Raw genomic sequence first — 20592 nt, 5'->3', positions numbered from 1 at the left:
AGTATGGCAGTCACCGAAGGGCTCAAACGGACGATCCGGCGTCCGCGCCCGCTCAACCCGGAGGACACGCGCTCGATGCCATCGGGCCACGCGACCACCGCGTTCAGCGTCGCGACGGTGCTGAGCCATCGCTACCCGAAGTACCGTGTCGTGTTCTACGGACTGGCGGTGGGCGTCGGGTACGCGCGGGTCTACTTCGGAAGGCACTATCCGAGCGACGTCCTCGCAGGTGCGGCGATCGGGATCGTGATGCCCCGCATCGTTCTTCGCTACGAGACCGACATCCTCTCGATCGCGTTCTGACCCATGCCGAACGGCTCGCCCCGCATCCTGTTGATCCGTCTCAGCTCGATGGGCGACGTCGTCCTGACCACCCCCGCCATCCGCGCCGCCCGCGAGCGGTTCCCCGACGCCCGCATCGCCTTCCTGACCAACGAGAGCTACGCGCCGCTCCTCTCCGCGAACCCCCATCTCGACGCCGTCCTGACGCTGGATCGCCAGCGGTCGAACCGGAGCCCAGCCGCGTTCTGGGAGAGCATCCGGTTCATCCGCTCCGAGCGGTTCGATGTGTCCGTGGACATGCACCGACGCGCCAAGACCGCCGCGCTGACGTTCCTTGCGCGAATACGAACGCGCATCGGGGGAACCCGGCTCGACAACCGTCGTGTGGCTCTCGATCCGTCCGCGTATGCCGGAGGCCGTGCGCTCGCCGCGCTGGCTCCACTCGAAGCATTGGATGGCGACGCTCGACTGGAAGTCGTCGTGCCGCCGGACGACGCAGCGAAGGCAGACGAGCTCTTGCGCGGTCACCGCATCGACGCTGGAGCCCCGACACTCGGCATCTTCCCCGGAGCAGGATGGCGTCCGCGAGCGTGGATGCCGGAGCGCTTCGCCGAGGTCGCTCGTCGGTTCTCGGCGGAGACAGGCGGAAGGGCGGTCGTCGTCGGAGCCGGGAATGAATGCGATCTCGTCGAGCGGATCGTGGAGAGTGTCGGGAGCTCCGCCGTGCCGCTGATGGACCTGCCGCTGGGCGTCCTCGCGGGCATCATCGCTCGATGCGGCGTGTTTCTCTCGAACGACACGGGACCCATGCATCTGGCGGTCGCCGTGGGAACGCCAACCGTCGCGCTCTTCGGACCCGGACGGTTCGAGCGTTTCGCCCCGAAGCTGCCCCATATCGCCATCCGCGAGCCGATCGCGTGCAGCCCCTGCAAGCAGTTCCGCGACCACTGCCGCAACAACGCCTGCATGCAGTTGATCCAGGTCGATGCCGTCTGGCGAGGGGTATGCGACCTAACACCGTTTCCTCAATAGGCGGAACAAGGACTGGGCGATGGGAAGCTCGCTATGCCTTGAGGTCGAGCCAGTCCGATTCAGCGTCCGTGAGCCGCAGATGCGTTGCGCGGATGCACGAATCGAGCTCGTCCGCCGTCCGAGGTCCGACGACCGGCACGACCGGGAACGGTCGGCGCAGCAGCCACGCCAGCGCGATCTCCATGCCCGTCACGCTCTTTCGCTCGCCCAGCTCCCACGCGCGCCGTCGCCGCTCGAAGTTCTCGTCGCTCCCGTAGCAGCGGTACATCTGCCGCTCGTCGGGAGCCGGGTTCTTCCGGCGTTCCGGCGGGAACCGATCCGTATAGAACCCCCGCGCCTGCGACGACCACGGGATCAGCGGCATCCCCGTCCGCTCGTGCCACGCCTCGCCGACTGGATCGACCGTGACGAGTCCCCGGAAGAAGTTCGCAACGGGACGCGCCAGGCTCAGCGTGTTGCTGACGACGCCGAACGCGACGAGCCCTCGCTTCTCGGCGTACTCCTGCGCCTCGGCGACGCGGCGGTACTCCCAGTTCGACGCGCCGAGCGTGCGCACGGCTCCGTCGGACACGAGCGCGTTGAGCGGCTCCATGATCTCGCTGACGGGAACCTCCTGGTTGTCGCGATGGAGCATATAGAGGTCGATCCAGTCGGTGCGGAGCCGTTCCAGACTGATCGCCAACTCGCCGCGCAGGACGCTCTCGAGGTCGCTGGACGGCAGATAGTTGTCCGCCCCGTGCCCGCCCTTCGTGATGAGCACGATCCGGTCGCGCTTGCCGCTCCGGTCGAACCACTCGCCGATGAGCGATTCGCTCTCGCCGCCTGCATAGATGCGCGCCGTATCGACAAGGGTGCCTCCGGCGTCCGTGAAGGTGTCGAGAAGCCCGTGGTACGCCTCGGCGGATCGGCGGGCGAAGAACGCGGTTCCCAGCGCCAACGTGGACAGTGGCTTGTCGATCCCGTCCACTCGCAGCGTCGCGTCGAGCCAGTCGCTCATGCGGTTCCCTCCTGATCGCGGAGAAAGCGTTCGAGGATGAGGCGGTCGCGCGAGGCGGTCTCCAGGGGACGCTCCTTCGCGTCGGCTCCCAAGCACTCGACGGTCAAGTACCCCTGGTAGCCCACCTGATCGAGGGCGCGCAATACGTCGGGGTAGCTCGTCCAGCCCTCGTCCAGCGGCAGGAAGTCCCACGACCCGTCGTCGCGGATCCGCCCGTTCTTGACGTGGGCGTTGAATGACCGGGACCCCAGCTCCAAGACGGCTTCGGGAACGCTCTCGCGCGCGAACGCGAAGTTCGAGAAGTCGATGGTCAGCCCGATGCACGGCGCATCCGAGAGTGACAGGAACCGCCGCGTTCCGGCGAGCGTGTCGGTGACCTGCCGCATGTGCGTCTCGAACGCCAGGCGCAGGTCGAGCGACTCCGCGACTGGGATCAGGCGATCCAGCGCGCGGGCGAGCGTGTCCCAGTGCTCCTGCGTCGCCAGCGCGGATGCCGGAGCGCCCGGCGTCAGCTTGACGATGCCCGTTCCCAACGCCGGCGCGGCGCGCAGGTATATCTCGGCAGCCGCGAGCTCGGCATCGAGAGTTCCGCCGTCGGTGAACCGGTTGAACCCCGACAGCGCGGAGACTGCCATGCCGGCGTCCCGTATCCACGACGCGACCTCGCCGGAACGCGAGCGTGCCGTCTCGGCGTCAAGATGCGGAGCCGCGCACGCCAACTCGATGGCGGCATATCCGGCGCGAGCCGCCCCGTCGATGGCTTCGCGCAGCGGCAACGCGAACAAGCTCTGGCTGAAGAGCGAGATCGGGTACTCCTTCGACATGACCACGATGCCTCCTGCGGTTGGCTTTACGCGCGCGGGTCAGGTTGGCGTTCCCATTCTCGCGGAAGCAGCGTCGCGGGAGAAGTCTTGGATGACGGGCATCCAGACGCTCCATCCATCCTAACCCTCTCCCTGAATGGAGAAGCGGCTCATCCGGTTCCTCTCCCCTCAGGATGAGGTTAGGTGAGGGACCGAGACGGTGTTCCCTTGCTTCGGCGCGTTGTGCCTTCGCGCCCGCTGTGCTATGAGCTCGTCCGGCATAGTGTCTCAATAGTGTCTCAGAGGGACAGTCGAACGCTCAAGCGCGATCACGGCATCCGTGAGGAGCAACCGACATGGCGGCACGACAGACGAGAACGGCGAAGGCGAAGAAGCCCGACAAGGTGCGCGTATGCGTCGTCGGCATGGGCATCGGCAGGCCCAACGGCCGGGCGCTCGATCGCCATCCGCGCGGCGAGGTTGTCGCCCTGTGCGACCTTCTCGAAGACCGCATGAAGGACTACGCCCGCGAGCTAGGGCACGATGTCCGCTACTACACCAGCTACGAGAAGATGTGCCAGGACCCGGAGATCGACGCCGTGTTCGTCGGCACGCCGAACCAGTGGCACGTCCCCGTCGCGCTGGAAGCCGTCCGCAACGGCAAGCACGTCATGGTGACTAAGCCCCTGGCGGACTCCGAAGAAGCCGCCGCGAGCCTCGTCAAAGAGGCGGAGGCTGCGGGCGTCGTCAACATGATGTCGCTCTCGACGCGCTTCGGGCAGGACTGCATCTACCTGGGCGACCGGGCCCGGCAGGGCTACTTCGGCGACCTCTACTACGCCCGCGCGCGCAGCGTCCGACGTAACGGCATCCCCAACTGGAGCCTCGGATTCATCCAGAAAGGCGGCGGCGCGTTCCGCGACATGGGCGTTCATGCCCTCGACGCGGTGTGGTGGGTCCTCGGCATGCCCAAGCCGATGAGCGTCCTCGGCGTCGCAGGAGCCCACTTCGGACCGCGCGGGCTCGGCTATTGGAACGGCAAGATGCCGCCCAAGGACTTCTATGAGCAGTACGCCGCCGATGACTACGCGGGCGGGTTCATCCGGTTCGAGAACGGAACCGGACTCCAGATCGAGAGCTTCTGGGCGTCCCATCAGCCGGGCGAGTTCCAGATGGAGCTCTTTGGAACCGAAGCTGGCGGCAGGCTCAGCCCGCTGACGCTCTACAAGGGCGACGACGGCACGACGCAGGACGTGCGCGTCGAGCTCCCGCGCGAAGGCGAGGCGTGGGACCGCATCGCGGATCACTTCATCGGGTCGATCCTCGACGGCGAGGAGTGCCCCGCGCCGCTGCGCCACGGGCTCATCGTTCAGCAGATGATGGAGGGGCTCCTCAAGAGCGCGGAGACGGGGAAGGAAGTCCGCATCAAGCTCGCGAAGTGACGGACGGTCGCCTTCCTGCTTCCGCGCTCCGGCAAGACGCTCTTCTGGAACGTGGACCACCTGCTCGACCGCTCCGAAGCGGAGCTTGTCCGCATCATCGCCGTGCGTTCCCCGGTTCGCATGAAACGAGAGCTTGCGCTCTTGCTGCAAGAGGATGGCGCGACGGGTCGATTGCCTCCGCGAGCGAGTTGAGCGGGAACGAAGGTCAGAGCCCGCACACCGAGACAGCCGAGGCGAAGGGAGGGCGAAGCCATGACGGTCGCGGACCTGCAGCGGTTCCTCCGCGAGATGGACGGCGGGTGGGTCAACTGGGAATCGACGGTGGACACGCTCAAGTCGGGCTCGCCCGATGTGGCGATCAAGGGGATCGTCGTCGCGTGGATGAGCACGACTCGGTCGCTGGAACGCGCGCTCGAGCGGGGCTGCAACGTCTTCATCACGCACGAGCCGACCTACTACAACCACCACGACAACGACGAGCGCATCTTCCGCTACGAGAGCGTCCGGGCGAAGCGCGAGTTCCTCGAACACGCCGGAATGGTCGTCATGCGCTGCCACGACCTCTGGGATCAGGTGCGCGGCATCGGCATCCCGGACTCGTGGGCACAGCAGCTCGGGTTCTCCGACTCCATCGCCGGCGAGGGCTACTACCGTGTGTACGACGTGTCGGGACGCACGGCGGAGGACGTGGCGAAGCAGATCGCCCGCGCGACGAAGCCGCTGGGTCAGGAAGCTGTCCAGCTCATCGGAGAGCCGGATCGCCCCGTGACGCGATGTGCCATCGGAACCGGCGCGATCACGCCCTTTATGCACTTCCTCGACGCGTACAACGCCGACCTGGCGATCTGCTCCGACGACGGGTTCTCATACTGGCGCGATGGGGCCCTCGCGCTCGACATGGGCGTGCCGGCGATTGTCGTGAACCACGCCGTCACAGAGGTCCACGGCATGGAGCTCCTGGCGGACCATATCCGCAGCAACTTCCCGGAGCTTCCGGTCTACAGCCTCGTCCAGTCGTGCACCTATCGCCTGATCCAGGCGTGACTGTTCCGATGTCATTCTGAGCCGAAGGCGAGGAGTCTCGCGGCCGCAGAGCTGTTTCGCTTCGCTCAACATGACAACCCTTGAGCTGGATCGATGGCATGTGGAAAGGACGACCATGGCTCAGTTCGCATGGAGCATCGACGACGCCGGCGGCGGGGGCGACGATTCGGCGCGAGCAATGGAGGACGCCTGCCGGCGATTCGAGGAACGGAATCTGCGCGCGACGTGGTTCGTCGTGCCGAAGCCGGGCGGGAACTCGCTGTCCGAGGCGTGGAAGCGCATGGTCCTGTCTGCTCGGGATGCGGATCACGACATCCAGCTTCACGGCTTGACGCACGAGGATTGCTACGAGTTCGGTCCTCCCGCGTGGCCCGCTACCTCCATCGGGACCCAGTTCGAGTCGGACTTCGCGGCACGGCGCGAGGAACTGATGCCCCGCTACACGGTGGCAGCCCTCGGAGGCAGAATCGCAGAGGGCTTGCGCATCTTCCGAAACGACCTCGGCGTACATCCGACCGTGTTCCGCGCGCCGTGCGGCGCGATCTCGCGGCCGCTCTACGCCGCCCTGCGCGACGCGGGCATCCACTATGAGTCGTGCATGTACATCAGCGCGACAGGCTACGAACACCTGCCACATCGCAGCGGCGATCTATCGCAGAAGTGGGTGGACACGATCCCCTATCAGCCCTTCCGCTGGTACAGCGATATCGTTCAGGCTCCCATCCTGAACGAGTACACGTGGCGCGGGTCGTCGGCGCGGGAGTCGGACTTCCTCGCGCTGGCGTCTGTCGACATCGAGCGGATCGCCGACCAGAGCCCCATCGTCACGATCTTGATGCACACGCACGGGATCGCCGACGACATCGACTACGCGTTCCGGCTCGTGGATCACGTCGCCAAGGCGGTCGACCGACTGGGCGGGCGGTTCACGACCTTAGGGGCGCTGGCGACCTCCGGTGCGCTCGACGCCGCCGCGACGGTTGAGGGACCCCATCTCCTCGCCGTCTGAGGACGCGCCATCGCCCTTCACCCCCGCCCTCTCCCGCGATGGGAGAGGGAGCCTTCCGGTTCCTTCTCCCCTTGTAGGAGAAGGTCAGGATGAGGGGTTACTGAGCGCTGTCAGCCGGAGTGGGGATCAGGGACAATGCCCTTCTCGATCCACTTCTCGATGGTCGTACGGCGCTTGCGGGAATGGAGCGGAACACGCGGATCGACGTCAGCGTCGGAGTTTGCGCCGGTCTCCCGGTCGAGGAAGAGCGGGGCGTCCTCGGCGGGCGGCTTCGTCCGGGCGTAGGCGTGTCCGTAGGCGCGCATGATGATACGCTGCTCGCGGTTCAGCGTTCCGAGCCACTCGTCCGACGACTTCAGCCGATCCGCTTCGCATACCCACGACGGGCAGTAGGCCAGAAAGATGTTCTTGCGCACGGCGTCCGAGTCGTTCGGCTCGACGCGGTGCCAGACGTTGCAGTGCATCAGCGTAATGGTTCCTGCGCGGCAGCAAAGCACCTTCTCGCCGGGAACCGACTCGTGCGTCGTGTACGCGGGCATCGTCTGGCTGCGGTGGCTCCCCGGCAGGTAGACGAAGTTGCCCATGCGCAGTTCCAGCGTGTCGGTCAACCAGTAGCTGACCTTGATCTGGATCGGCATGAACGGGCAGAAGACGCCGTAGGGAACCATTCGCGCGCCGTCGGGATGCCACGCGTTGTAGGAACTCCTGCGCGGACGCACGAACACCTGCGAGATGTGGAGCTTCAGGAGCTCGCCGTACACGTCGTAGACGAACCCGACGTGGCGAAGGTGGTCGATGAGCTCCGCGAACTCCGGTGCGCGCTCGACGGCGTTGTCGGGTCCGTAGAACCGGCTGGCGTCGAACCTCGGATCGCTCGCGCACAGACGGTCGATGGCGTCCGTGTAGTAGGCGACCTCGTCGGGAGACAGGGCGTCCTCAAGGACGAGGAGCCCTTCCTCCATGAACGCCTCCCACTGCTCAGGCGTGAAGCCCGACGGGGCTCTGCGGTATTCGGGTTCCGACATGGCTGGCTTACCTCCTCACCGGCAGAGGCGGCTCATGCGTCCGCCTTGTGTCCTCGCCGCCTCCGTTCCTCGACCTGCTCAATCGACGGGATCGCGCTCGCGCCGACGCCTTCGACCGCGAACGACGCGACACAATGGGCGAAGTCGATCGATTCCCGGGCGTCGCGAGTCTGCGCGAACCGTATCAGGAACGCCGCCGCGAACACGTCTCCGGCTCCCGTCGGATCCTCCTCCTCGGCGCGGTAGGCGGGGAACGTCCTCGCCTTCTTGCCTTCGTAGAGCGTCGCCCCACTGGACCCTTGCGTCATGATGACTCGACGCGTCAGGGCGCGGTAGCGGTCGAGCTCGTCGGGGAACGGGGCGATGTCCTCGGTGCTCAGGACAAGGACATCGAGACGGGGTAGGATCGACTCTGCGTTCTCGAAGCGCTTGTGACGCACGATGCCGTCCGAGTCCCACGCGCGAAGCCATCCCTGCGGCGTCGCACCGATGGTTCCGCCGTCGAACGCGTCGAGGACGTCTGCCTGCACCTCGTCGGCGATGGGGCAGAGATAGACGACGGCGGCATCGCTCCAACGGGCTGGGACGCTCGCGCGTGTCAGGATATCCGCGCGCGCCAAGAGCGTCTGCTTGCGGTGTCCGCGTTCGTCGTAGACGTTGTGGAAGGTCGTCGTCGCGGCGCTTGGGCTGGTGGCGAGCTCAATGCCACGCAGGAGAGGGTCAGCGGCGTTCAGGTCGCTGGCGAACGACGTGACGGCGGCTGGCGACGCGCCCAAGTTCCGCGCAGTGATGCAGGAGTACCCGGCGGCCCCGCCGAGGACAAAGCCGTTCAGGGCGACGTCGTGACAGATGTGCCCGACGGCGACAAAGTCAGTGGTTGGCATGAGGCTCTCGTTGGTGCGTGCGTGCGTGCGTGATCGGCTCATTCTAGCGACGCGGGCTCGGAGGCTCAAGCCGTCTGGCTCGGAACGACGGCGATTCCATGAGCAGGTCTCACCGGACGCCGTATCTAGCTGGCTTGGTCTGTCATTCGCGCGGAAGCGGGAATCCAGGCTCTAGACTCCCGCTTGCGCGGGAGCGACGATCTGCGGCGTACGTCTGGTTCCTCTCCCTTAAGGGCGAGACGAGGGCTCAGCCTCGGTTCCGCGCCTCAGCCGCGTTGTGCTATGCTCGTCCGACGCCGAGACATGCCCGCACCCGTCTGCGCCAATCTGAGCGAAGGAGAGCCCGTGCCAAGGCGAGCCGCCGCCCGCAAGGAAGCCAGCGACACCACCCTCGACCGCGTCAACACGAACTCGCGTCCGTCCGAGCTCCGCATCACCGATCTGAGAATCGCGACCGTCATCGGGGCGCCGATGCGCTGCCCGATCATCCGCATCGACACGAACCAGGGCATCTCCGGCTTGGGCGAGGTGCGCGACGGCGCGAGCAAGACCTACGCGCTCCTCCTCAAGAGCCGCATCCTGGGCGAGAACCCCTGCGACGTCGACCGGCTCTTCCGCAAGATCAAGCAGTTCGGCGGACATGCGCGGCAGGGCGGCGGCGTCTGCGGCATCGAGATGGCGCTGATGGACCTCGCCGGCAAGGCGTACGGCGTTCCAGCGTATCAGCTCGCTGGGGGTAAGTTCCGCGACTCGGTACGCGTCTACTGCGACAACCACGCGCGGACGGCTCAGGAAATGGGGCGCGCCCTCAAGGCGCGGATGGGCCAGGGGTTCACGTTCCTGAAGATGGACGTCGGGATCAACATGCTGCGCGGCATACCCGACACGCTCTCCGCGCCGTCCGGGATGACCCAGACTTGGCACATCATGCACCCGTTCACGGGCATCCACGTCACGGACAAGGGCATCGGCATCCTGTGCGACTACGTCGAGGAAGTGCGCGAGATCATCGGCTACGAGGTCCCCCTCGCGGTCGATCACTTCGGGCACATCGGCGTCGAAGACTGCATCCGGCTCGCGCGGGCCCTCGACAAGTACCGTCTCGCGTGGCTCGAAGACATGATCCCGTGGCAGTTCACGGATCAGTACGTCCGGCTGTCCAACTCGTGCGAGACTCCCATCTGCACCGGCGAGGACATCTACCTGAAGGAGCCCTTCCTGCCGCTGTTCCAGCAGCGGGCGATCGCCGTCTGCCATCCGGACCTGGCGACGTCGGGCGGCATCTTGGAGACCAAGAAGATCGGCGATCTGGCGCTGGACTACGGTGTCCAGATGGCGATGCACATGGCGGGGAGCCCCGTCGCAGCGATGGCGTCCGTCCATTGCGCCGCCGCCACGGAGAACTTCATCGCCCTGGAGAACCACTCCGTCGATCTGCCCTGGTGGAACGAGCTCGTCACCGGGCTGCCGAACCCGATCATCCAGAACGGCTTCATCCGGGTTCCCGACACGCCCGGACTGGGCATCGAGCTGAACTCCGACATCGTGCGCGAGCACCTCGACCCGAACGACCCCGGCTACTTCGAACCGACGACCGAGTGGGACTCCGAGCGTTCCTCCGACCGGCTCTGGAGCTGACGCCGCACAGAAAGGCATACCGTGAACTTCGACAGCCGCGACGACATCATCCAACTGACACCGCATTGGCAGGGCGAACGCTTCCCCAACGGCCGCCCGAAGGTTCCGACGGAGATTCTGCGCCGCATGGCGCGCGTGACGCTTGAAGAGGCGTGGGGCCCGCTCTGGGGACAGGGGTTCCGGTTCCAGTTCCAGGGCGACTTCCGCGTGGTACATCCGGGCAAAGTGCTCGTCGGACGCGCCGTGACGTGCGTCATGGTTCCCATGCGCCCCGACCTGCACAACACGCTGCTCAAGCACGGACACGAGAACGAGGGCAGGCGCGGGTTCTTCAACGCCTGGGTGGTCGATTCACTCGTCGAGGACGATGTTCTCGTCGTCGATCTGTTCGACAAGATCTTCCAGGGAACCTACGTCGGCGGGAACCTCTCGACGGCGATCGCGGCGCGGACGGTGCGCGGCGGATCGGTCATCTGGGGCGGCGTGCGCGACCTGCAGCAGATCATGGAGATCGACGCGATCCAGACGTTCTACCGCGGGAACGATCCGACGGGCATAGGCGAGGTGTCGATGACGGGCATGAACGTCCCGTGCCGGATCGGGAACGCCATCTGTATGCCGGGCGATGTCGTCCTGGGAACGCCGGCGGGCGTGCTCTTCATCCCGCCGCATTTGGCGGAGTCGTGCCTCATCCCGGCGGAGAAGTCGCACGTGCGCGACATCTTCGGGTTCCAGCGGCTCGATGAGGGGGTCTACACGACGGCGCAGATCGACGCGGCGTGGTCGCTGCCGATCTGGGAGGATTTCGTCGCGTGGTTCGCGTCGGACGGGCCCGAGGAGTACCGGCATCTGACGTGGGACGACGAGCTCGCCGACGCCCGGAAGAAGGTGGGCGACGCGCCGAGCTCGGAGGTGCGGCTCTGAGGTGTGGCGTGAGTTACTTTAGTATCCAGAATGTCGTCAACGTCGTTAGTTGGTAGGATCGTGACGAGGATCGGGAACGATCCAAGGTGTGGCGCTTAACGCAACCCTTACGTGTGAAGGAAGGAACATGAGTCGACTGATTCTCGCCTTCGCCCTCGTCAGTATACCGTTGTGTGCGGTGGCGGATAGCGTTGACCAGGTCGCGTTCACGTCATACCGCGACGGCAACTGGGAGATATACCGGATGGGGTGGGACGGGAGCAACCCATACAATCTTTCCCGGAACACCAGCAGCGATTGGTCTCCCGCGTGGTCGCCAGACGGTATGAAGATCGCCTTTCAGTCAAACCGCACGGGTAACTGGGATATCTGGGTCATGAACGCAGACGGCTCGAACCCTGTCAATCTGACCAACCATGGAAGCCGCGACGAGCGCCCTTGCTGGTCGCCCGACAGCAAGCGGATCGCGTGGGAAACGGACCGCGACGGGAACTTGGAAGTGTACGCGATGAACTTCGACGGCACTTACCCTACGAACCTATCAAGGAATGGAGCCGCAGATGCCCGTCCTGCCTGGTCGCCTGATGGCTACAAAATCGCGTTTCAGTCAGATCGGGGCGGCAACTGGGACGTTTGGGCGATGGGCGCAGACGGGGCATCCCCAGTCAACCTGACATTCCATGCTGCCGTAGACTGGTCTCCCGCTTGGTCGCCCGACGGCGCGAAGCTCGCTTTCACTTCGAACCGCGATGGGGGTGATTGGGAAATCTGTACGATGCTGTCGAATGGCGTGGACCAACGCAATTTGACCAACAACGTCTCAGACGATTTATACGCCTCGTGGTCGTCCACCTGGGACACAGAATCGGACCAGATTGTGTTCGAGACCACTCGGACAGGGAACGCTGAAATCCACACGATGTGGTCCAACGGAACGTACCCCGCGAACCTCACGCGACATGGCGCGGCAGACCACTATCCTTCATGGTCGCCGTCGGGCACGCCACCTAAGACAGTCGTCGTCGTGGAATCGGCGCGTGCGCAAAAGGGCTCAATCGGATCAGTGAAAGTGCGAATCGAGAACGTAACTGGACTGGCGGGCTACCAGTTTGATCTCAGGTTTGACTGGCTACGTCTACTGACCGTGAGCGTCCGCATACGCCTGCCAGGAGACGTGTTCTCCACCGCTGCAGGCAATGGTTGGTCGTACGGCGATAGCGGTACTGCGCACAATGCCCTTGATGACTCGTTACTCGGAACTGTCAGTAGCGTGCGACTGACAACCATCGGCGGGGCTTCATTCAGTGGGAACGGCAGTCTTGCCAGCGTGTCATTCGTTGCGTCTGCGGTGTTCCTTGGCAGTGCTCCCGTAGAAGTGACGAATCTCATTCTGACAGACGCGAACGGCCGCAGGCTACGATCTCGCGTCTTGGCTGGGGCTGTCGACGTCGTTGACGGAACGCCGTATCCGTACGACGTCAACCTAGATGGCATCGTAGACATTCTCGACCTGACGATCGTCGCGCAGGGGACGAACCCTCGGGCTGATGTCAACGCCGATGGACTGGTGAACACGTCCGATCTAGTAGCGGTTGCACTGCATTTCGGCGAACGCACAGCCATTGTTGCAGGCGCGCCGCGCTTGCCGCAGCTAGGGGATAGTGGGATGCTCGAGCGGCATCTGGCAGAACTTCGCCGGGCAGATGATGGATCAGACCTGTACCGTAAAGCGATTGCCAATCTTGAGCGCTTTGCCGCGATGGCTGTTCCTACCACAACGTCTCTGCTGGCTAACTTCCCGAACCCGTTCAATCCGGAGACGTGGCTCCCGTTTCAGCTGGCTGAATCGTCCGATGTGACGATACGCGTGTTCGATGGTCAGGGAGCACTCGTGCGTGAGTTTCGACTCGGCACGCTGCCCGCGGGCCGCTACGACACTCGCAACAAGGCGCTCTACTGGGATGGGACGACAGCGATCGGCGAACGTGCTGCGTCGGGCGTCTACTGGTACACCATCGACGCCGGGCGCTATCGCGACACGCACCGAATGGTGCTCGCTGAGTAGGGCTGAGAGACAGTATGGTGACACGGACCCTGTCGCGACACTGGCATACGGTACCGGTGCCCTGACGCGACCTTGCACCGAGCCGTCGACGGTGACGTGCGCGTCGACTTCGACGCACGTACGGGACACGATCACGGGACGAAGTTCCGCATTCGGCGGAACCGCCTGCCCGATCTCTACGATCGCCGCGAACAGCTCTTCTGACCGTTGCCCGATCGCGTGTAAGCCGCGCCGAGCTCAGAGGCACGTCCTTGGCTATCCTTCTCTGCGAGCCGTCGACGGTGCGCCGGGTCCGCCACCGGCGCACGATGACCTACCCGTCTTCGGGATCGGGCTGCCCTTGTGCGAGGATCGCGTCGGGAGTGGTTCTGCCTCAATCCGTGCGGTCAAAATGTGCGCCGGAACTGATCATAGCGGCATTGAGCTGCGTGCAGGTGGTCTATGGACTGACGAGTCTGCCGCCGGAGCGCATGACGGCGATGCAACTGCTGGCTCGGGTGCGATGTCATTGGCGCATCGAGAACCGTCTGCATTGGGTACGAGACGTCGCCTACGACGAAGACCGATCCGCGATTCGTTGCGCTCACACTCCCCAAGTGATGGCGGCGCTGCGCAACATCGCCATCAATCTGATCCGGATGGCTGGATACACCAACATCGCATCCGCACATCGCACGTTCGCAGCCAGACCCGTGAGAGCCCAGGCGCTCATCGACGCCGCACGGGAGAAGTAAACAGCCGTGCCCCATGACTGCTGATCGCAGCTCTGGTAGGATCACCAGGGGATTCGACGACACCATACCGAGGAGCAAGCCGAGTGGGTCAGCGATTGGCTGGCAAGGTCGCCGTGATCATCGGAGCCAGCAGCGGCATGGGACGTGCCACGGCAGAGGCGTTCGCGGAGGCGGGCGCATCGGTCGTCGTGGCGGCAAGGACGGCAGACAAGCTGGAGGCGCTCGCCGCGCGGATCGGAGACCGATGCCTCGCGTGTCCGACGGATGTGACCGATTCCGAGCAGATTCGTCGCCTGATCGATGCGTCCGTCGAGCGATTCGGACGGATCGACGTGCTGGCGTACGTCACCGGCACGAACATCCCGGATCGGGCGCTGGGCGTGTTGTCCTCGGATACGTGGGACATGATGCTGGCGACGAACCTAACAGGGGCGCTCCATTGCACGCAGGCGGTCCTGCCCGCCATGCGCACTCAGGGATCGGGACTGATCATCTACGTATCGAGCGCGTGCGTGCAGACGCCGGACGTTTCGGGTGTCGCCTACCAGGCGACCAAGCACGGCATGCGCGGATTGGCGCATGGCACATTCCGTGAAGAACGCGACAACGGCATCCGCACGTCGGTCATCTTCCCCGGATTGACCGATACGCCGCTCGTGCTGCGCCGTCCCGTGCCGACGCCGCGCGAAGTGGTCGACAAGGCGCTGCAGCCGGAAGATGTCGCGGAGGCATGCCTGTTCGTCGCCTCGTTGCCAGAGCGAGCCAGCGTCCCGGAGCTCGTCCTCGTGCCGTCCGCGCTCGCGTGATGGAGCCCGCACGATGATTCTGTCGCGCTCCGAGCTCGCTGTCGAACTCGCGCGTGCGAAACAGGACGGACGACGTGTCGTCACGACCAACGGCGTGTTCGACCTACTCCATGTCGGGCACGTCCGGTACCTCCAGCAGGCGCGGGCTCTCGGCGACCTGCTCGTGGTCGGTGTCAACAGCGACGCCTCGGTGCAGCGGATCAAGGGACCTTTGCGCCCCATCGTGCCGGAGTCGGAACGCGCCGAAATGCTGGACGCGCTCGCGTGCGTCGATTACGTCACGATCTTCGGCGAGGACACTCCCTGCGAGCTCCTGGACGCGCTGCGACCCGACATCCACGTGAAGGGAGGCGACTACACGCTGGATCGGGTCATCGAGCGCCAGACTGTCGAGAAGAACGGGGGTCGGGTGGTCGTCGGGATCCGCATCGAGGCGCACTCCACGACGGACATCATCTCGGAGGTCCGACGTCGGTTCAGGGAGGGCGCGAGTTGACCTCGACGCTCGCCGAGATACTGCAGCGAGGCGTCGACGAAGGCGCGTTCCCAGGGGCTGTCGGAGCCGTGGTCGACGGCGATCAGGTCACGACCCGCGTGGTCGTCGGCAACCGCGTGGTCGAGCCGCGCGTTCTGCCCATGAATGCCTCGACCCTCTTCGACCTCGCATCGCTGACCAAGCCTCTCGTGGCAGCCCCGAGCGTGCTGCTGCTGGCGCACGACGGCGCTCTGTCGCTCGACGACCCCGTCGTCGCGCACATGCCGGAGTATGGCGACGGCGAACCGACTGTCCGCCACCTGCTGACGCACACGTCCGGGCTCCCAGCCTGGAAGCCCCTCTACCGCGACGTGGAGAACCCGCCCAAGGTCGTCTCTCACATCGGATCGCTGGCGAAAGAACGCCCGGTCGGCGCACGCGTTGTCTACTCCTGCCTGGGGTACATCGTCCTAGGTCGCCTCGTCGAGCGTCTGTCCGGCGTGAGCCTGTCGCAGTTCGCGGAAGACCGTCTACTCAGCCGGCTCAGAATGCGCCGTACGGCATACAACCCGCCTGAAGCATGGCGCGAGGACTGCGCGGCGACCGAATCGGAGGAGGGAGCCGCAGCGCGGGGACAGACCTTCGCCCGACCCGACCGAGTCGACGGCGTCCTGTGCGGCACGGTGCACGACGAAAACGCCCGGTTCCTCGGCGGGGTCAGCGCCAACGCGGGGCTCTTCTCGACCGCAGACGACCTCGCCATCTACGCCGGATGTCTGCTGAGCGGCGGTTCCCCCGTTTTCCCTCCCGAGGTCTACCACGGATTGGTCGATGTCGTTGTTGACGATGGTGAGACGAGACGAACGCTCGGATGGATCGCTCTCCAGGACGGCACGCTGACGCACACGGGTTTCACGGGAACCGCGTTCCGCTGGCATCCGAAACGTCGACGCGCAGCGATCCTGCTCACGAACCGCATCCATCCGAACGCACTGAACCCGGCAATCCAGGATTTCCGCGCCGAGTGGTTCAGCGCCGTCTTCTCATAGCCGTAGAGAATCCCGTGTGTGAGGAGGGACGACGATGAGGTGCGCTCGAGCCGTGTTCATCTCTTGGCTGATAGTAGGCTGCGTGTCGGCTGCGTTGGGCAGCGCGTGGTTTCCTTTCACAGACGCAGTCTGGACGTATGCATCGCCGACCGGCGAGCTCACGTCCACGGTGCAGGAACCCACCGAAACCGAGCCAGCGTGGAAGCAGGCGATCCGCGACGACGCCGGAAAGCTCATTCGGGCGAACTGGTTCACCGAGAGGAAGGACGGAATCTACCTGTCGCGCACGATGGGGTTCGACCGCAAAGGCATGGTGACCATCGACTTCGCGACGCCGCAGCTCTATCTGCCGAACGACTTTCAGCGGCGCAAGTCGTGGTCGGGCGAGATGCCCAACACGACCGTGCTTGCGGAACTGACGCTCGGGTCGACGCCGGTCAAGGTTCGCCTGTCCGTCACGTACCGGTACCAGTTCGTCGTTGGAACCGCAGAGAAGGTCGAGCGCTGGACGACGATTCCGGTGAAGGAGACCGCAGTGGTCGAGATCACGGGCGTTCGCGCTGACACCGGCAATCCAGACGTGGACGCGATGCTGGATCAGTTGCTACAGCAGTCGGCGGAGCTGGGCGTGAAGCCTGGTGGCGTCGTGACGCTTCAGGCGACGCGCTGGTTCGCCAACGGCGTGGGCGAAGTCCGGTCGGACGAAACCGGCAGCATTGCCGGCAAGGGCAAGGAGACGCGCACCAGGCGTCTGCTCCGGTTCGAGGCGGCGAAGTAGGATGGTCATGGCGCTGCTCGCTGGCACGCTCGCGTCGGGGCTCGCGTCGCCCGGAGCCGACATCGAGTTGCGTGACGTTCTGGGCGTGACGCACGTCGCCGGCAAGTACGCGTTCACCGAGCGGAACTACCTGAACGAGGGCGCGGATCGCGTTCTGGAGTCGGGGTCGCGAGTCATCAAGGTCTGGTTCCTCAATCCCCAACGCGACTATCCCTTCCACTCGGATTGGCAACGGGCGGTCTCGCTGGCGGCGCGAGCCGGGCTGCCCTATTTCGCTGAGCTCTTCGCCAAGCCCTTCACGACGTTCGTTCTGACCGTCTACAGCGTCGGCAAGCCCGAGCACTACTGGATCCACGGCATGACACCCGAGGACGAAGAGAACGAGGAGCGCCAGTTCTACGACCTGACCAGGCACTTGCTGACCACTTACGCACCAACCGGCAAGACGTTCGTGCTCCAGCACTGGGAGGGCGACTGGGCGATCCGAGGCAGTTTCGACGCGAACGCCGAACCGACTCAGACCGCCGTCGATGGCATGGTCGCCTGGCTGAATGCGCGCCAACGCGGAGTCGATCGCGCTCGGCGAGAGGTCGGCGAGACGACCGTCCGCGTGTACCACGCCGCCGAGGTGAACCTCGTTCGACGCGCCATGGATACTGACGAACGATCCGTGACGACGCACGTCTTGCCGCGCACCGCGGTCGATCTGGTGTCGTACTCCGCGTGGGACACGGAACGTGATCCGGCGCTGTTCAGACGATCCCTCGACTTCATCGCGGAGCGCGCGCCGGACAGCGCCCCGTTCGGCGACCGGAACGTCTACGTCGGCGAGTACGGGCTACCGGAGACGGACACATCCGAATCGGACGTCCTGCGGACCGTTGCGAACGTCGTTGACATCGCGCTCGACTGGGGCTGCCCGTACGTGATCTACTGGCAGCTCTACTGCAACGAACCGAAGCGCGAGCCGGTCGTCAAGAACGAGGATTCGCGAGGCTTCTGGCTCATCCGCCCGGACGGGTCGAAGTCGCCGGTATGGGACTACCTGCGCGGACGGATGGGGTTCCCACCATGACTCCCAAGGTCGCCACCGGATTGGACGTGCTCGTTGAGCGAGGCTACGAGCCGCTGCGCGGGGCGTCCGTCGGGCTCATCACGAACCAGACGGGCGTCACGAGCGCGCTCGCAGACGCCATCGAGTTGCTCTCCTTCCAGCCCAGCTTTCGACTTGCAGCCATCTTCGCGCCGGAGCACGGCGTGCTGGGTTCCCGCCAGGCTGGAGTCCACATCGACGACGCCCGCGAGCCGCGAACGGGCGTTCCCGTCTTCTCCCTGTACGGCAGCCATCGCGCGCCGACCAGCGAGCAGCTTCGGGGCATCGACCTGCTGGTCTACGACATTCAGGATGTCGGATCGCGTTTCTACACGTATCTTTCGACGCTCCGGCTCGCCATCGGCGCAGCGCAGTCGCACGGCATCCGCCTGATCGTGCTCGACCGCCCAAACCCGATTGGGGGCACGAAATACGAGGGGCTTCCGACGTTCGACGAGGCGTACCGCTCGTTCGTCGCCTGTGCGCCCATACCCATCCGCCACAGCATGACGGTTGGCGAGTTCGCCCGTTGGGTTGTCCAGAACGAGATGCCCGATGCCGAAATCCACGTGGTCGCGATGCGCGGCTGGAGGCGAAGCATGGCGTTCGACGACACGGGACTGCCATGGATCGCGCCGTCGCCTAACATGCCGACGCCGCGCACAGCGCTCGTTTACCCCGGCGCATGCCTGATCGAGGGCACGAACGTCAGTGAGGGGCGAGGAACCACGCAACCGTTCGAGTTGATCGGCGCGCCTTGGCTGGACCCGTACCGGCTCGCGGCGACGCTCGATCATCGCCGTGTGCCGGGCGTTCGGTTCCGCCCGACATGGTTCACGCCGACGATGTCCAAGCACGCTGCCGAACCGTGCGGCGGCGTCCAGATACACGTCATGGACGCGGATACGTTCCGCCCGGTACGGACTGGAATCGAGCTGATCTGTGCCCTGCGGGCAGCGAGCCCGGAGTTCGCGTTTACCGGCTCGGCGCAGCGAAAGACGTTCGACGCGTTGATGGGCACATCCGAAGTGAGGGAGCGGATCGAGTCCGGCGAGGACCCGATGGACCTGTGCGACGGCTGGCAGCGACACGAACGAGATTTCTCGCAATCCGCCGAGGCATGTTGTCTGTATGGCTAAGCACTGGCTCGCCTCGCTTGCCGAGCGCGCAGCGCAAAACGAGGCTTTCTGGGTCGGCATCATGTCCGGCACTTCGGCAGACGCTGTGGACGCCGTCGTCGTCTCGATCCGAGGCTCGGCGCGCTCGACCCATGTGCGCTCGACCCATGTGCGCGAGTTCGCCATGGCATCGATTCCCTATCCGCTCCGAGTCCGCGAGCGCCTGCTCAAGACGTTCAGCAGGAATACCGACGCGGCAGAGCTCTGCGCGCTGAACTTCGAAGTCGGCGAGTCGTTTGCCGCTGCCGCGTGCGAGGCGATCCGTCAAGCGGGACTGGCACCACACGACATCGTGGCGATCGGCTCGCATGGTCAGACCGTCTGGCATGCGCCGCCGAGCGCCGGATCGGAAGTGCCGTCAACCCTGCAGATCGGCGAGCCCAGCGTCATCGCCGCTCGAACCGGAGCCGCCGTCGTGAGCTCTTTCCGTGCGGCGGACATGGCTGCAGGCGGCGAAGGGGCTCCACTCGTCCCGTACGTCGACTGGCTGCTCTACACGTCGGCGGAGGTCGGACGCGTCATACAGAACATCGGCGGCATCGCCAACGTCACGTATCTGGCTCCCGGCGCGACGCCCAACGACGTGATCGCGTTCGACACCGGACCCGGGAACTGCCTGATCGATGCGACTGTCTCCGCCGTGACCGGCGGCAGTCAGACGTTCGACCTCGACGGAGCCATCGCGAAGTCGGGACGAGCCAGCGACGAGATCGTGGCGTCACGGCTTGGCGACGCGTACTTCGCGCTGGCTCCCCCGAAGAGCACCGGGCGAGAGCTGTTCAGCGCGGACTATGCGAATGCCATCATCGAGGAGGGACGTCGCCGAAGCCTGTCGGATGCCGACCTCGTGGCGACGGTCACGGAACTGACAGCGCGCTCAATTGCCGACGCGTATCGCCGGTTCTTGGCGCATCGAGGCTCGGTCGATGAGGTGTACGTCGCCGGCGGAGGGGCGAGGAACCCCGAGCTCATGCACCGACTGCGACTCGCCCTCATCGACAGCGGGATCGTCGCCGATGCCCAGAGCCCCTCGGACATCGGAATCCGATCCGAGTCGAAGGAAGCGGTCGCGTTCGCCGTCCTCGCGCGAGAGACGCTCCGCGGCGTGCCGTCCAACCTTTCAGGTGTCACTGGGGCGTCCTTCCCCGTGATCCTCGGATCGGTGACGCCGCCGCAGCGCAGAGACGGGACGGGGTGGCGAACATCTTGACACCGGCTGCGGAGGCCTCCATAATAGGGGCGTTGAGGCGCTATCGTCTAGGGGTTAGGACGGGTGGTTCTCAGCCATCAAACCGGGGTTCGAATCCCCGTAGCGCTACCATTTCTCACGACTC

20 protein-coding genes, 1 tRNA gene and 1 pseudogene are annotated in these 20592 nt (G+C 65.2%); 18 read left to right on the top strand and 4 right to left on the bottom strand.

What is annotated here, in order from left to right; all coding sequences use genetic code 11:
- Positions 1 to 303 (top strand): phosphatase PAP2 family protein (locus tag FJZ36_11740; GenBank protein ID MBM3215573.1); only part of this gene is annotated, 303 nt, incomplete at its 5' end.
- Between the two features lie 3 nt (positions 304 to 306).
- On the top strand, positions 307 to 1314 hold the full coding sequence (locus tag FJZ36_11735; protein ID MBM3215572.1) for a glycosyltransferase family 9 protein: 1008 nt from the start codon (positions 307 to 309) through the stop codon (positions 1312 to 1314).
- 31 nt (positions 1315 to 1345) lie between these two features.
- Here the strand turns inward: FJZ36_11735 and FJZ36_11730 are convergent, their stop codons facing one another.
- Both FJZ36_11730 and FJZ36_11725 read right to left on the bottom strand, forming a co-directional pair.
- Positions 1346 to 2311: an aldo/keto reductase gene (locus tag FJZ36_11730; protein MBM3215571.1), complete on the bottom strand. Its 966-nt coding sequence runs from the start codon at positions 2309 to 2311 to the stop codon at positions 1346 to 1348.
- Entirely contained in the window at positions 2308 to 3141 is an 834-nt protein-coding gene (locus FJZ36_11725) for a sugar phosphate isomerase/epimerase (GenBank protein ID MBM3215570.1), read from the bottom strand. The genes FJZ36_11730 and FJZ36_11725 overlap by 4 nt, the downstream gene beginning before the upstream one ends.
- 329 nt (positions 3142 to 3470) lie before the next feature.
- Here FJZ36_11725 and FJZ36_11720 point away from each other — a divergent pair, with 329 nt between their 5' ends.
- The 3 genes from FJZ36_11720 (at position 3471) to FJZ36_11710 (ending at position 6609) form a co-directional block, all read left to right on the top strand.
- Positions 3471 to 4556 (top strand): Gfo/Idh/MocA family oxidoreductase, encoded by a 1086-nt coding sequence (locus FJZ36_11720; protein MBM3215569.1) that lies wholly within the window; start codon positions 3471 to 3473, stop codon positions 4554 to 4556.
- Positions 4557 to 4808: 252 nt separating this feature from the next.
- Positions 4809 to 5600 (top strand): hypothetical protein, encoded by a 792-nt coding sequence (locus FJZ36_11715; GenBank protein MBM3215568.1) that lies wholly within the window; start codon positions 4809 to 4811, stop codon positions 5598 to 5600.
- Positions 5601 to 5670: 70 nt separating this feature from the next.
- Positions 5671 to 6609 carry a DUF2334 domain-containing protein gene (locus tag FJZ36_11710; protein MBM3215567.1) on the top strand — a complete coding sequence of 313 codons (939 nt, stop codon included), beginning with the start codon at positions 5671 to 5673 and terminating at the stop codon, positions 6607 to 6609.
- A 110-nt stretch (positions 6610 to 6719) separates the two neighbouring features.
- On the opposite strand, the gene FJZ36_11705 is transcribed toward FJZ36_11710, so the two are convergent.
- Both FJZ36_11705 and FJZ36_11700 read right to left on the bottom strand, forming a co-directional pair.
- Complete coding sequence (locus FJZ36_11705; protein ID MBM3215566.1) at positions 6720 to 7634, bottom strand: phytanoyl-CoA dioxygenase family protein; 915 nt, start codon at positions 7632 to 7634, stop codon at positions 6720 to 6722.
- Between the two features lie 32 nt (positions 7635 to 7666).
- Entirely contained in the window at positions 7667 to 8560 is an 894-nt protein-coding gene (locus FJZ36_11700) for a hypothetical protein (protein MBM3215565.1), read from the bottom strand.
- A gap of 261 nt (positions 8561 to 8821) precedes the next feature.
- On the opposite strand from FJZ36_11700, the gene FJZ36_11695 reads away from it, so the two are divergent.
- The 13 genes and pseudogenes from FJZ36_11695 (at position 8822) to FJZ36_11635 (ending at position 20579) form a co-directional block, all read left to right on the top strand.
- Complete coding sequence (locus FJZ36_11695) at positions 8822 to 10156, top strand: mandelate racemase/muconate lactonizing enzyme family protein (GenBank protein ID MBM3215564.1); 1335 nt, start codon at positions 8822 to 8824, stop codon at positions 10154 to 10156.
- A 21-nt stretch (positions 10157 to 10177) separates the two neighbouring features.
- A complete protein-coding gene (locus FJZ36_11690; GenBank protein MBM3215563.1) occupies positions 10178 to 11080 on the top strand; it encodes an RraA family protein in 903 nt (300 codons plus the stop codon).
- A 127-nt stretch (positions 11081 to 11207) separates the two neighbouring features.
- Positions 11208 to 13145: a hypothetical protein gene (locus tag FJZ36_11685; GenBank protein ID MBM3215562.1), complete on the top strand. Its 1938-nt coding sequence runs from the start codon at positions 11208 to 11210 to the stop codon at positions 13143 to 13145.
- 87 nt (positions 13146 to 13232) lie between these two features.
- Positions 13233 to 13349 (top strand): annotated as a pseudogene (locus FJZ36_11680) (MvaI/BcnI restriction endonuclease family protein).
- A gap of 47 nt (positions 13350 to 13396) precedes the next feature.
- Positions 13397 to 13879, top strand: coding sequence for a transposase (locus FJZ36_11675; GenBank protein ID MBM3215561.1), 483 nt, complete (start codon positions 13397 to 13399; stop codon positions 13877 to 13879).
- 83 nt (positions 13880 to 13962) lie between these two features.
- On the top strand, positions 13963 to 14685 hold the full coding sequence (locus tag FJZ36_11670; protein ID MBM3215560.1) for an SDR family oxidoreductase: 723 nt from the start codon (positions 13963 to 13965) through the stop codon (positions 14683 to 14685).
- A 13-nt stretch (positions 14686 to 14698) separates the two neighbouring features.
- A complete protein-coding gene (gene rfaE2, locus FJZ36_11665) occupies positions 14699 to 15181 on the top strand; it encodes a D-glycero-beta-D-manno-heptose 1-phosphate adenylyltransferase (GenBank protein MBM3215559.1) in 483 nt (160 codons plus the stop codon).
- Positions 15178 to 16209 carry a beta-lactamase family protein gene (locus FJZ36_11660; protein MBM3215558.1) on the top strand — a complete coding sequence of 344 codons (1032 nt, stop codon included), beginning with the start codon at positions 15178 to 15180 and terminating at the stop codon, positions 16207 to 16209. The genes rfaE2 and FJZ36_11660 overlap by 4 nt, the downstream gene beginning before the upstream one ends.
- A 34-nt stretch (positions 16210 to 16243) precedes the next feature.
- Entirely contained in the window at positions 16244 to 16987 is a 744-nt protein-coding gene (locus tag FJZ36_11655) for a hypothetical protein (protein MBM3215557.1), read from the top strand.
- A gap of 7 nt (positions 16988 to 16994) precedes the next feature.
- The gene (locus tag FJZ36_11650; GenBank protein MBM3215556.1) at positions 16995 to 18062 is read left to right on the top strand and encodes a hypothetical protein; all 1068 of its coding nucleotides are present in this window, start codon (positions 16995 to 16997) and stop codon (positions 18060 to 18062) included.
- Complete coding sequence (locus tag FJZ36_11645; GenBank protein ID MBM3215555.1) at positions 18023 to 19219, top strand: DUF1343 domain-containing protein; 1197 nt, start codon at positions 18023 to 18025, stop codon at positions 19217 to 19219. Before FJZ36_11650 ends, FJZ36_11645 begins: the two co-directional genes overlap by 40 nt.
- Positions 19212 to 20468 (top strand): anhydro-N-acetylmuramic acid kinase, encoded by a 1257-nt coding sequence (locus tag FJZ36_11640; protein MBM3215554.1) that lies wholly within the window; start codon positions 19212 to 19214, stop codon positions 20466 to 20468. The genes FJZ36_11645 and FJZ36_11640 overlap by 8 nt, the downstream gene beginning before the upstream one ends.
- A 36-nt stretch (positions 20469 to 20504) precedes the next feature.
- Positions 20505 to 20579: transfer RNA gene (locus tag FJZ36_11635), tRNA-Glu, on the top strand.
- Positions 20580 to 20592 lie beyond the last annotated feature (13 nt).

The sequence above is a fragment of the Candidatus Poribacteria bacterium genome, from assembly GCA_016866785.1.
Classification (GTDB): Bacteria; Poribacteria; WGA-4E.
Note: the sequence above shows the minus strand (reverse complement) of the source record. Positions and strands in the feature narration are given on the sequence as shown.